This window comes from Streptomyces sp. NPDC094034 (genome assembly GCF_040303865.1).
GTDB lineage: Bacteria > Actinomycetota > Actinomycetes > Streptomycetales > Streptomycetaceae > Streptomyces.
Genome location: NZ_JBEOUD010000013.1, coordinates 42565 through 54866 on the forward strand (window position 1 = coordinate 42565; position 12302 = coordinate 54866).

Annotated in this window: 13 protein-coding genes; 5 read left to right on the top strand and 8 right to left on the bottom strand. The window is 70.9% G+C overall.

Annotation, left to right across the window (positions count from 1 at the left end):
* The first annotated feature begins 32 nt into the window (after positions 1–32).
* Complete coding sequence (locus tag ABTZ59_RS14395; protein ID WP_351396022.1) at positions 33–431, top strand: ectoine synthase; 399 nt, start codon at positions 33–35, stop codon at positions 429–431.
* A 2-nt stretch (positions 432–433) separates the two neighbouring features.
* Positions 434–1330 carry an ectoine hydroxylase gene (thpD, locus tag ABTZ59_RS14400; RefSeq protein WP_351396024.1) on the top strand — a complete coding sequence of 299 codons (897 nt, stop codon included), beginning with the start codon at positions 434–436 and terminating at the stop codon, positions 1328–1330.
* Positions 1331–1422: 92 nt separating this feature from the next.
* Here the strand turns inward: thpD and ABTZ59_RS14405 are convergent, their stop codons facing one another.
* Positions 1423–2487, bottom strand: a complete 1065-nt coding sequence (locus ABTZ59_RS14405) for an alkene reductase (protein ID WP_351396027.1) — start codon at positions 2485–2487, stop codon at positions 1423–1425.
* 150 nt (positions 2488–2637) lie between these two features.
* Here ABTZ59_RS14405 and ABTZ59_RS14410 point away from each other — a divergent pair, with 150 nt between their 5' ends.
* Together ABTZ59_RS14410 and ABTZ59_RS14415 are read left to right on the top strand one after the other, a co-directional pair.
* Positions 2638–3210, top strand: coding sequence for a MarR family winged helix-turn-helix transcriptional regulator (locus tag ABTZ59_RS14410; RefSeq protein ID WP_351396030.1), 573 nt, complete (start codon positions 2638–2640; stop codon positions 3208–3210).
* Positions 3179–4585 (top strand): serine hydrolase domain-containing protein, encoded by a 1407-nt coding sequence (locus ABTZ59_RS14415; RefSeq protein ID WP_351396033.1) that lies wholly within the window; start codon positions 3179–3181, stop codon positions 4583–4585. The genes ABTZ59_RS14410 and ABTZ59_RS14415 overlap by 32 nt, the downstream gene beginning before the upstream one ends.
* Here the strand turns inward: ABTZ59_RS14415 and ABTZ59_RS14420 are convergent.
* The 7 genes from ABTZ59_RS14420 to ABTZ59_RS14450 form a co-directional block, all read right to left on the bottom strand.
* Positions 4534–5583 (bottom strand): aminotransferase class V-fold PLP-dependent enzyme, encoded by a 1050-nt coding sequence (locus ABTZ59_RS14420; RefSeq protein WP_351396035.1) that lies wholly within the window; start codon positions 5581–5583, stop codon positions 4534–4536. The two genes, ABTZ59_RS14415 and ABTZ59_RS14420, sit on opposite strands and share 52 nt — an antisense overlap.
* A 69-nt stretch (positions 5584–5652) precedes the next feature.
* The gene (locus ABTZ59_RS14425; protein WP_351396038.1) at positions 5653–6381 is read right to left on the bottom strand and encodes a DsbA family oxidoreductase; all 729 of its coding nucleotides are present in this window, start codon (positions 6379–6381) and stop codon (positions 5653–5655) included.
* A 104-nt stretch (positions 6382–6485) separates the two neighbouring features.
* Complete coding sequence (locus tag ABTZ59_RS14430) at positions 6486–6722, bottom strand: hypothetical protein (RefSeq protein ID WP_351396041.1); 237 nt, start codon at positions 6720–6722, stop codon at positions 6486–6488.
* 210 nt (positions 6723–6932) lie between these two features.
* Entirely contained in the window at positions 6933–7283 is a 351-nt protein-coding gene (locus tag ABTZ59_RS14435; protein ID WP_351396044.1) for a hypothetical protein, read from the bottom strand.
* Positions 7284–7428: 145 nt separating this feature from the next.
* Positions 7429–8760: an SDR family oxidoreductase gene (locus tag ABTZ59_RS14440; protein ID WP_351396047.1), complete on the bottom strand. Its 1332-nt coding sequence runs from the start codon at positions 8758–8760 to the stop codon at positions 7429–7431.
* Between the two features lie 292 nt (positions 8761–9052).
* A complete protein-coding gene (locus ABTZ59_RS14445) occupies positions 9053–9667 on the bottom strand; it encodes a DUF1349 domain-containing protein (protein ID WP_351396050.1) in 615 nt (204 codons plus the stop codon).
* 102 nt (positions 9668–9769) lie between these two features.
* A complete protein-coding gene (locus tag ABTZ59_RS14450) occupies positions 9770–11302 on the bottom strand; it encodes an aldehyde dehydrogenase (NADP(+)) (protein WP_351396052.1) in 1533 nt (510 codons plus the stop codon).
* Positions 11303–11510: 208 nt separating this feature from the next.
* On the opposite strand from ABTZ59_RS14450, the gene ABTZ59_RS14455 reads away from it, so the two are divergent.
* A complete protein-coding gene (locus tag ABTZ59_RS14455) occupies positions 11511–12281 on the top strand; it encodes an IclR family transcriptional regulator (protein WP_351396055.1) in 771 nt (256 codons plus the stop codon).
* The last annotated feature ends 21 nt before the right edge of the window (positions 12282–12302 follow it).

Consider the following 12302-nt stretch of genomic DNA (forward strand, 5'->3'; position numbering starts at 1 on the left):
GCGACCGCAGAAGAGAAAGGCGTCAAGGCACCGTGATCGTCCGATCGTTCAAGGACATCGAGAACACCGACCGCCATGTGAAGTCGGCCTCGGGCACCTGGGAGAGCAAGCGCATCGTGCTCGCCAAGGAGAAGGCCGGCTTCTCCCTCCACGAGACCGTCCTGTACGCGGGTACGGAGACATCGATGTGGTACGCCAACCACATCGAGGCCGTGCTGTGTGTCGAAGGGGAGGCCGAACTCACCAACGACGAGACCGGTGAGACCCACTGGATCGCCCCCGGCACGATGTATCTGCTGAACGGGCACGAGCACCACACGCTCCGCCCGAAGACCGACTTCCGCTGCGTCTGTGTGTTCAATCCACCCGTGACGGGACGGGAGGACCATGACGAGAACGGTGTCTACCCGCTGCTGACAGAGGAGGGCTGACCATGACCACCACCCCCGTACGGACCGATCTGTACCCCACGCGCGGTCTCGGCGAGGTGACCACCCCCCGGCAGGACCCCGTCGTCTGGTCCCCGCCCGACGCGCCGGGCCCGATCGCGCCGGCCGATCTCGGCCGCTTCGAGCGGGACGGTTTCCTCTCGGTCGAGCAGCTGATCGGCCCGGACGAGGTGGCGCTCTACCGCGCCGAGCTGGAACGGCTGATCACCGACCCGGCGGTACGGGCGGACGAGCGCTCGATCATCGAGCCCACGTCCCAGGACGTACGGTCCGTCTTCGAGATCCACCGCATCAGCGAGATCTTCGCCGGGCTCGTACGCGACGAGCGGGTGGTGGGCCGCGCACGGCAGATCCTCGGCTCCGAGGTCTATGTGCACCAGTCCCGGATCAACGTCAAGCCGGGCTTCGGCGCCTCGGGCTTCTACTGGCACTCGGACTTCGAGACCTGGCACGCGGAGGACGGTCTGCCGAACATGCGGACCGTTTCGGTCTCCATCGCGCTGACCGAGAACTTCGACACCAACGGCGGCCTGATGATCATGCCCGGGTCGCACACGTCCTTCCTGGGGTGCGCCGGCGAGACCCCGCGCGACAACTACAAGCAGTCGCTGAAGATGCAGGACGCGGGTACGCCCTCGCACGAGGCGCTGACGGCCCTGGCCGACCGGCACGGAATCAAGCTCTTCACGGGCAAGGCCGGTTCGGCCACCTGGTTCGACTGCAACAGCATGCACGGCTCGGGCGACAACATCACGCCGTACCCGCGCAGCAATGTCTTCATCGTGTTCAACAGTGTGGAGAACACGGCGCAGGAGCCGTTCGCGGCGCCGGTGCCGCGGCCGGACTTCATCGGGGCCAGGGACTTCACGCCGGTGCGCTGATCGTGCGCCAACGCGGCTGGTGACGTTCGCGGGGCGCGGGGCCGGTCATGACGACCGGCCCCGCGCCCCTTCTCCTCGGCCGCCGGTCCCGGTCAGTCCTCCAGGGCCGGGTAGTCGATGTAGCCCTTGTCGTCACCGCCGAAGAAGGACGCCGGGTCGGGGGTGTTGTACGGGCCACCCGCCTTGAGCCGGGCAGGGAGATCGGGGTTGGCGAGGAAGAGCGCGCCGAAGGAGAGCAGATCGGCGGTGCCGTCCTCGATCAGCGCCAGCTCGTCGGCGCCGGTGAAGCCCTCGGTCGCCGCGTTGAGGACGAGCGTTCCGGAGTACAGCTTGCGCAGGGCGACCGTCAGTTCGCGGTTGTTCTCGATCAGATGCAGATAGGCGAGGCCGATCGGCTCCAGTTGCTTGACCAGCTCGGTGTACACGGGCTCCGGGTCGGGCTCCGACACCCCGTTGTAGGGGTTGCCGGGCGAGATCCGGATCGCGGTCCGCTCGGCCCCGATCTCCGCGGCGACGGCGCGGGCCACCTCGACCGCGAAGCGGATCCGGGCCTCGTCGGAGCCGCCCCACTCGTCGGTGCGCAGATTGGAGTTGGGGGCCAGGAACTGATGGATCAGATAGCCGTTGGCGCCGTGCAGCTCGACGCCGTCGAAGCCGGCCTCGATCGCGTTGCGGGCCGCCTCGGCGAAGTCCGCGATGGTCTCCCGTACTTCGTCGGAGGTCAGCTCGCGCGGGACGATGAAGTCCTTGGGGCCGTCATGGGTGAAGAGCTGCCCCGGCGCGGCGACGGCGGAGGCGCTGACCGGAACGAGGCCGTCCGGCAGCAGGACAGGGTGGCCGATCCGGCCGGCGTGCATGATCTGCGCGAAGATCCTGCCGCCCTTGGCGTGTACCGCGTCGGTGACCTTGCGCCAGGCCGCGATCTGCTCCGTGCTGTGCAGTCCGGGGGTGTCGGGGTAGCCCTGACCGACCACGGAGGGCTGGGTGCCCTCGGTGATGATCAGACCCGCCGAGGCCCGCTGCGCGTAGTACTCCACCGTCGAGTCGGTGGGCGAGTTACCGGCGCCGAAGGCACGGCTGCGGGTCATCGGGGCCATGGCGATGCGGTTGGCGAGTTGCGTACCCGACAGGTCGATCGGGTCGAACGCGGTGGTCATGGGGGGCTCCCAAAGCGGTCGTGAGGAGTTCGGGACGAGGGCATGACGACATATGGCCGACACATTATGTGGTCGGCCAAGCAATGAACCGCGAGCCACCTTAATCCATTCCCGGGTCGATTATTGGCCGACCAAGCTAAACTTCGTGGCATGACCTCGGACACCTCCGCGACCGCCCAGGACCCCGCCTGTCCCGCCGAACCGCCCGGCGCCGCGCGCGGCGGCCCGGTCAGCCACGCCCTCTCCCGGGTCGCCCGGCTGCACCGCGTCGCCGCGGGGAAACTGCTGCGGCGCTCCGGCCTCTATCCGGGCCAGGAGTTTCTGATGATGCACCTGTGGGACGCGGACGCGGTACGCCAGTCCGAACTGATCAAGTCGATGGATCTCGATCCCTCGACGGTCACCAAGATGCTCCAGCGGCTGGACCACGCGGGGTACGTACGGCGCTGCGCCGACCCCCAGGACCGGCGCGCCGTACTGGTGCGGGCGACCGCCGACAGCTGCGCGCTGCGCTCCGAGGTGGAGGGCGCCTGGACGGAGCTGGAGGAGCACACGCTCGCCGGGCTCGACCACACCGAACGCGCCGAGCTGGCCCGGCTGCTCGGGAAGGTCGAGGCCAACCTCTGCGCCGAGACGGCGGACTGTCCGGAACGCTCGTCCGCGGGACAACGTTCCCCCGAGGGGGGCGAGCATGCCGTACGGGCCGCTGAACCGACTGGGTGAGTACTGCGCCGAGGCGCTGGCGGAACACGGCTGTCCGTCGGTCTCGGTCGCCGTGGCCGAGCGCGGCGAGGTGGTGCTCGCCGAGGCGTACGGAGTGGCGGACCTGGCGCGCGCCCGCCCGGCCACGCCCGCCACGGCGTACGGGCTGGCTTCCGTGACCAAGCCGGTCACGGCCACCGCGGTCTGTCTGGCGGCCGACGAAGGACTGCTCGACCTGGACGCGCCCGTTCCCCTGCCGGGCGAGCACCGGTGGCCCGCGCCGACGGCACGCCAGCTGCTGCGACACCGGGGCGGTTTCCCGGCGTTCTACGCCTGGGACTACGGCGACGGCGAGCGGCGGATCGACGCGTCCCGCTACGCGTCGCCGTACCGGGCGCCGGGCACGGGATTCGAGTACGCCAACCTCGGCTACCGGGCCCTTGGCCTGCTGCTGGAGGCCGTCACCGGGCAGGAGTTGAGCGCGTTCGTCCGGGAGCGGGTGTTCGAGCCGCTCGGGCTCACCGGCTGCCATGTCGGACGGAGCTACCCGGGCCCCGCGCCATCGGCGGTGCGGTACACGCCCGACGGCCGCGCCTACCCCGACTACGACTGCGACCACCCCGGGGCCACCCTCGGCTGGGCCCCGGCCGGCGAAGTGGCGCTCTTCGCGCAGTCCTGCGAACGCCTGCTGAAGCCGGAGACGGCCGCGGCCATGAATGAGGCGGTGCCGGTCAACGCGCTGGTCGGCTACGGGCTCGGCTGGTGCGTGTCGTACGGCGACGGGCCCGTGGTGCGCAGCCATGGCGGCGGCGGGGGCGGGGTCGCGGCGATGACCGCGGCGGTGCCCGCGCGGGACCTCTCGGTCGCGGTGCTCACCAACTCCACGAGCAAGGCCGCCCGCGACGCGATCGTCCACTACGTACTGGACGCCCTGGTCCCCGGATACCGGTCCGAGCTGATCGACCCGGGGATCCAGGAGCCGGAGCGCCCCACGGATCTGCCGGAAGGTCTCTGGGCCGGCCGGATCGGGACGCCGGAGGGCGATGTCCCGGTCGAGCTGCGGACCCGGGCGGACGGCGGGGTCGAGCTGCTGCTCGACGGCGTGCGCACGGACTCCACGGCCGTCGCTTCCGCGTCCTGGGATCTGCGGGCGGTGTTTTCCGCGCAGCTGCCGACCGCCGACGCCCGCGTCAACAGCCCCAGTCTGCTGCTGAGCCTTGGCCGGGAGCGCGCCGTTGGTCAGGGCGCGGAGCGGCTGACCGGCGTCGCCCACGCGTTCAAGGACAACGGCGATCGCGAGGGGCGGCTCGGGAACTTCCTCTGCCACCCCTGTGAGCTGACCGCTCAGCCGGCGAGCACGTCCAGCGCCCGGTCCACGTCGGCGGTCGTGTTGTAGAGGTGGAACGCCGCCCGCACATATCCGGCGCGGACCGACACCGCCACCCGCGCCCGCCGCAGATCGGGGTGGCGGTGCGCCAGTCCGGGGACGGACACGATCGCCGACTCGCCGGGGACCGGTTCATGGCCGAGCCCGGCCAGTCCTGTCCGGAAGCGGGCCGCCAGCGCGGTGTCATGGGCGTGGATCGCGTCGATGCCGATCTCCTCCAGCAGCGCGAGGGACGGCTCGGCGCCGTGGTACGAGAGGAAGGCCGGGGGCTCGTCGAAGCGGCGCGCGGTGGCGGCCAGCCGCTCGACGGGACCGTACGTACTGCCCCAGGTGTCCTCGGCGGCCACCCAGCCCGCGTGCCGCGGCGTCAGTGACTCCTGCGCGTCCTCGGTCACGGTGAGGAAGGACGTACCGCGCGGACAGAGAAGGAACTTGAACCCGCCGGTCACGGTGTAGTCGTACGCCCCGGCGTCCAGCGGCAGCCAGCCCGCCGACTGGGTCGCGTCCAGCAGCGTGCGGGCGCCGTGCGCCGCCGCGGCGGCCCGGATCGCGGGCAGATCGGCGACCCTGCCGTCCGCGGACTGGGCCGCCGAGAAGGCGACCAGCGCGGTGCCCGGCCGTACCTCGCCGGCCAGTTCCGCCAGCGGCACGTACCGGAGCACGAGGTCGCCGCGCACGGCGAAGGGGGTGATGACCGAGCTGAAGTCACCCTCGGGGAACAGGACTTCGTCGCCCGGCCGCAGGGAGGACGCGATCAGTCCGACATGCACGGCGACCGACCCACCCACCGCGACCCGCTCGGCGGGGACCCCGGCCAGCCGGGCGAAGGACGCGCGCGCGGTGTCCACGGTCTCGAAACTGCCCGCGCCCTCGCCGCCCCGGCCGGTCGCGTTCTCCCCGGCCAGCGCCTGTACGGCCGCGACGGACCTACGGGGCAGCAGCCCGCAGCTGGACGTGTTCAGATACGTCATGTCCGGCGCGAACTCGGCGCCTCCCAGGGTGTCCATGAACCCACCCTGGAACCCGGTCACCTCATAGTCAATCGCGCATGGCTGAAGGGAACACCCAAGCAGTGCTTATGAATGGGCCCCGGCCCGCGGAATCTCGCAGGACCCGTCGGTGTCGCAGACCGCGGCCTCCGGCGAGGACCCGCCGACGGGCGTGATCGTACGGCCCTGCCACGCCTGCTCCAGTGCCTGGGTGAACACCTCGGCGGGCTGCCCGCCGGAAACGCCGTAGCGCCGGTCGAGTACGAAGAACGGCACCCCGTTCGCGCCCAGTTCGGCGGCCTCGCGCTCATCGGCCCGTACGGCGTCGGCGTACGCGTCCGCGTCCGCGAGCACCCCGCGGACCTCGGTCTCGTCCAGACCGGCCTCGACGGCGAGCGTCACCAGGGTCTCCTCGTCGTAGACGGAGCGTTCCTCGGCGAAGTTCGCCCGATAGGCGAGGTTCAGCAGCTCGTCCTGGCGGCCACGGGCCTTGGCGAGGTGCAGCAGCCGGTGGATGTCGAACGTACTGCCGTGATCGCGCCCCTCGATCCGGTAGCCGAGCCCCTCGGAGCGCGCGTTCGCGGCGACGCCCTCCTCCATGGCGAGCGCCTCCGGACGGCTGCGCCCGAACTTGGCCGCCAGCATGTCGATGACGAGCCCGGTCTCCCCCTTGGCGTGGCCCGGATCCAGCTCGAACGACCGGTGCACCACTTCGACCTCGTCCCGGTGGGCGAAGGCGGCGAGCCCCTTCTCGAACCGGGCCTTGCCGATGTAGCACCAGGGGCAGGCGATGTCGCTCCAGATCTCGACGCGCATGTTTCCGCTTCTCTCCAGGATCGTGGGTGTGGTGTGCCGGGAGTGACCGGAGGCAGCCTCCGTCCCCTCCACAACGCGTCCGCGTCCCGTGAGATTCCCGGCCGTCACATGAGGTGGTGCGGCACCTGGTGGATGTAGAAGGCACCACAGGCGTGGCAGAGGGGCAGCCCGGCGGGCGTGCCCCACGCGTCCGCCGTCTGTGTGACGGCGTCCGGATCCAGCTCGCGCCCGCACAGCGCGGTCGTCTCGTCCAGCCGTGTCATGTGCCATACCTCGAATCGGGGTTCCGGGTCATGGGGTGAGGCGCCCTCCGCGTACTCCGCGCGCATTTCGTATTCCATGCTGTGTCTCCTGATCGGCGTAATGGCCCACGGAACGTATTGGCCCCCGGAACGACGACGCATGATTGCCCTCTTTCCCGGACGGTTGAAACAGGGCCCTCTTCACCCCTTCTGAACGGAGAAATGCCCCGCCCGGCTGGGGAGCCGGACGGGGCGGGCGGTGTCCTTCGGGAATCTTCGGAAGGAGCGTTCAGGAGCGTTCAGGGGCGTTCAGGAACGTTCGAGGAAAATGACGGAGCGCAGCTTGAGACGCTCGCTCGCCGAGCCGCCAGGACGGAGGGTGTACTCCTCGCCGTCGCAGTCCGGCCCGGTGAAGACGAGCGCGGCGGCCGTCGTGTGGTTGCGCGGCGTGTGCGCGGGCGGTACGTACTCGCCGGCCGCTTCCGGGATCATGACGCAGACCCGGCTCTCGGGGTCCACCAGTCCACCGACCCGCGGCTTTCCCGCGATGTCCGTATAGACATAGGTGAATTCGCCTTCTGCCGCCGAAGCCGAGCCGGGTACGGAGACGAGCAGGGCGAGGGCGCCGACGGTGGCGGCCAGAGTGCTGCGAAGACGCATGCGGATGACTCCTTTGTCGTGACGCCACGAGGCTCCACGATCGCGCCCGCACACGGAGCCGCAAAGGCGGGTGCGTCACCCGAAAGCGGTCGGGAAATCGCTTCTCTGTCAGTCACGGGGAGCACACGTGCGGTCGATGGCCGTGTCAGCGAGCCATCAGGGGTGGGGTGAGCGCCGCGTCCAGGTACGGGTTGTCGACCGGGGCAGGCGGGCGGACCAGTCTGCGGCGTTCCAGCTCGCACAGGCTGGTGCGTTCATAGCGCCGCCGCAGCCCGAGATAGGCCGTGGCCTCGGCGCCGTACAGATCCAGGGCACGCTCCAGCCCACTGGGGCTGGGCCGTTCGGGGACCAGTGCGAGTCGCAGCCAGGGGATGGACCGCTGAAGCGCCTCGTTGACCCGGGTCACCGAGGTCTCGGTGGGGTGCACGATGTGGTGGACGCGTGCCCCGGGCGGTGCGTCCGGCCTGTTCACGGAGGACGCCTGGGTGGCCGCCTGCTCGGCGACGCGCAGCATCGCGCGGGCCGCGTCATCGACCTGGAGGAGATTGATGCTGGCGTCAGGAGCACCCAGCAGCCGGATGGTCAGTCTCCCGGAGGCGTCGAGCGGAAGGGAGGAGGCGTCGACGAGGGCCCGGGGGCCGTCCCTCAGGAAGAGGGTGAGCTTGGCCGCCAGTACGGCGTAGGCGTGCTGCGGGGCGCGTGGCAGGGCGGTTCTGTCGCTGAGCAGCACACTGGGCCGGAAGACCGTGGCGCCCCGGCCCCGGGTACGCGCCCAGTCGTGGACCAGCCGTTCGGCGCGGTGCTTGGACTCCTCGTACGGTGTGAGAAAGCCGTCGGCCTCCAACTGCCGCTCAGGTACGAGGCCGTCGAGCCGTGCTCCCGCGACGAACGCGGTACTGACATGGAACAGATGCGGGGCACGCCGGCCGGCCGCGGCCAGCGCGAGGATCTGCCGGGTGCCCTCCACATTGGTGCGGTGCAGTTCCCCGGCGTCTCCGTGCAGTTTGGTCAGCGCGGCACAGTGCAGAACGGCGTCCACGCTGTCCGCGACGGCCTGGAACTCACCCTCGGACAGGCCGAGTCGGGGGCGGTCGAGGGTGATCTGCACGGCGTGCACCTGGCGCGCCACCCGCTCCACGGTCTCGGCCGGCGCTCCCGCCGAGCGCAGGGCCAGCGCGAGAGAGGCCATGGCCCGGAACGGGGGCTTGCGTACCAGCGCCACCACTCGGGTCCCCTGCGGCAGCAAATGCAGGAGCAGATACGAGGCGAGGAAGCCGGTGGCTCCACTGACGGCGATCGTGGAGTCGGCCAGGGCGGGGGTGACCACGTCGGGCCCGGGGCCGGGCACTTGAGGTGCGAGTCCGAGGCCGGCCAGCTGACGTTGGGGGCTTGGGCCGGGTCGTCGACGTGCGGGGCCCGGGGCGGGCGCGTCGGACTCGGGTTCTGGATCGGGGTCGGGCAATTCGGCGTCGGGCATGCCGTTTCTTCACATTCTTCGCGGGGAGCGTCCATTCGCTCGGAGACCCACTCATCGCCCCGGAGTTCACCGGAACCGGCTCACGAGGAGACCGAACCTATCCCGGCCGACCGGCTTTAACTGCTCCTTATGTGCGGCAGAAGGGCCTTCCACTCCATCGAGTGACCCACCCGCTTTTCGCATTGCCCTATGGATTTATTTGTGTGCATGCGGACCGAAGGCCAAGGCGACCCGGGCGAACGCGTTGCCGCCCGGGTCCCGCGGCGCCCTGCCCGCCCCGGGCGGCGGGATCTCAGCCGCCGTCCCGCGTGTCCGTGAGTCCCCTCGGCCGGAAGACGATCCTGTCGTACGTCACCGCGCACCCCTCGCCCGTGGGCGACTGCGCCAGGAAGCCGACGCGCGCCGACGCGGCGCGCGCGGGCGTACCCAGCGTGAAGACGCGGACGAACGTCCACCGCTCACCGTCCGGGGAGGCGTGGAAGGCGAACGCCCGGCCGGTGCGGCTGATCCGCAGCCAGTAGCTGTCGCCTTCCACCACAAAGGAGTTGGCGTCGTCGGAGTGGCCTCGGGTGACGACCGTACAGATCGTCGGGCGCTGCGGCGACAGCTCCAGACAGAGCTTGGCCCAGTGCTGTTCGTCGGCCTCCAGGGTGAGCGCCCCCGCGTCGAAGGCGGCGGCGAAGCCGACCGTGACGCGGGCGATCAGCTGGAAGTCGCCGTCCGGGGTGCCGAGCACGCGCGGCGCGTCGGAGGCCGGTTCCAGGGACGCCCCCGCAGGCGGTACGAAGCGGTCCTGCCGGGCGCCCGCCCGGCCGGTGAGCGCTCCGTCCGCGTAGCGCCACGCGCCCTCGGGGCCGTACGGCCTTAGCGCGAAGGGCAGTTCGGGGAGATCGATCCGGTCACTCATGCGCTCGGCTCACCGTTCTCGCGTCTCGGGTCCCGGGTCTCGGGTTCCGCGTCTCGGGTCCTGGGTCTAGGGTCTCGGGTCCCAGGTCCCGGGACTGGGATCTCAGTTCTCCGGACGCCCGTCGACCCGGCGCGGCAGGTCCAGGGGGTTGTCGTCACGCAGCTCCGGCGGGAGCAGCGCGGCCGGGGTCGACTGGTACGAGACCGGGCGCAGCCAGCGTTCGATCGCCGTGGCGCCGACCGAGGTGGAGGTGGAGGTGGTCGCGGGGTAGGGGCCGCCGTGGTGCTGCGCGGGGGCGACGGCGACACCGGTCGGCCAGCCGTTGACCAGGACGCGCCCGGCCAGCGGGGTCAGTTCCGCGAGCAGAGCGGCGGCCCCTGGGGCGGTCCCGTCCGCCTCCTCCTCGGCGAGCTGGAGGGTGGCGGTGAGATTGCCGGGGAGCCGGGAGAGTACGGACGTGATCTCGGCCGGGGAGCTGTACCGCGCGACGACGGTCACCGGGCCGAAGCACTCCTCCAGCAGCAGATCGTGGGCGCCGTCGGCGGTCAGGGACTCCGCGTCGAGGGTCAGGAAGCCCGCGCTGACGGTGTGTTCACCGCCCGCGCCGGGGGTGATCGGGGCGTCCACACCGGGCAGCGCGGCCCGTTCGCGTACGCCCGCGACGAAGGCGTCCCGCATCCGGTGGTCCAGCATCACGCCTGGCTCGGTCTCGCTGAGGGCCGCCGTCAGGGACTTCACCAGCCGGTCGCCCGGCTCACCGGCCGGGGCCAGGACGAAACCGGGCTTGGTGCAGAACTGCCCCTCCCCCAGCGTCATCGAGCCGGCCAGCCCCGCACCGATCTGCTCGGCGCGCTCGGCCGCGGCGGCCTCGGTGATCACGACGGGGTTGAGAGAGCCGAGCTCGCCATGGAAGGGGATGGGCGTGGGCCGGGCGGCCGCGGCGTCGAAGAGCGCCCGTCCGCCCCGTACGGAACCGGTGAAACCGGCCGCCGACACCAGCGGGTGCCGTACCAGCTCGACGCCCGCCTCGAAGCCGTGTACGAGACTCACCACGTCCTCGGGCAGCCCCGCTTCCGCGGCGGCCCTGCGCAGCACGGAGACACACAGTTCGGAGGTGGCGGGGTGGTCCGGATGCGCCTTGACGACGACGGGGCAGCCGGCGGCGAGCGCGCTCGCGGTGTCGCCACCGGGCACGGAGAAGGCGAGCGGGAAATTGCTCGCGGAGTAGACGGCGACGACGCCGAGGGGCACCTTCCAGCGGCGCAGATCCGGCCAGGGCGGGGTGCGGTCGGCGTCGGCGTGGTCGATCCGTATGTCGAGGAAGGCTCCCTCCTCGACCACCTCGGCGAAGGCCCGCAGCTGGGCGGTGGTACGGGCCAGCTCGCCCGTGAGCCGTACGGGGCCGAGCGCGGTCTCCGCGTCCGCGGCCTCGATGACATGCTCCCCGGCCTCGTCGAGCAGATCGGCCGCCGTGCGGAGCAGGGCGGCGCGAGCGGTACGGTCGGCGAGAGCGGCCCGTGCGGCGTGCGCACCGCGTACCGCGCGGTCGACCTCCTCCGCCGTCGCCTCGTGCGCGACCTGCTCGCGCTGCTTCCCTGTTCGGGGGTCGACACTCCAGACTGGTGCTGCTGCCACCGCGACTTCCCTTCCCGACGTACCGACCGAGCAAGCGACGTACCGACCGAGCGAGCGGCGTACCGACCGCTGACGCCTCTCGGAACTTGTTCGGTATTCTGAACAGAGTTCCTGACAGTGAATCGCTAAGGACTCTATTTCCGCGTGTTCCGTGTGGTCAAGAGTGGTCAGGAGAGCAAGTCAAGTGGGCGAGAAGGGGCGAGGGACGATGTCGACCGCGGAGACCGGTGGCGCACAAGTGAAGTCCGCCGTGCGGACGGTGGAACTACTGGAGTACTTCGCGGGACGCCCCGGCATGCACTCGCTCGCCGCCGTTCAGGAGGCGGTCGGGTACCCCAAGTCCAGCCTCTACATGCTGCTGCGCACGCTGGTGGAGCTGGGCTGGGTGGAGACGGACGCGACGGGCACGCGGTACGGCATCGGTGTGCGGGCCCTGCTGGTCGGCACCTCGTACATCGACGGCGACGAGGTCGTCGCCGCGGCCCGCCCCACGCTGGACCGGCTCTCCGACGACACCAGCGAGACCATCCACCTCGCACGGCTCGACGGCACGAATGTCGTCTATCTCGCCACCCGGCAGTCCCAGCACTATCTGCGGCCCTTCACCCGGGTCGGCCGGCGGCTGCCCGCCCACTCCACCTCGCTCGGCAAGGCGCTGCTGGCGACCCACAGCGACGAGCAGGTGCGCAAGATGCTGCCGGAAACCCTGCCCGCGCTGACCGAGCACACCATCACCGACCGCGAGAAGCTCATCGAGGAGCTGCACACCGTACGCGAGCAGGGTTACGCGGTGGACCGCGAGGAGAACACGCTCGGGCTGCGCTGTTTCGGTATCGCCATCCCGTACCGGACACCGGCGCGTGACGCGGTCAGCTGCTCCGTGCCGGTGGCCCGGCTCACCCCGGGTCACGAACAGATGATCAAGGACACGCTGTTCGACGCGCGCGACCGGCTCACGCTCGCCACCCGGCGGCTCTGACCGGCCGGGGATGAGGAATTC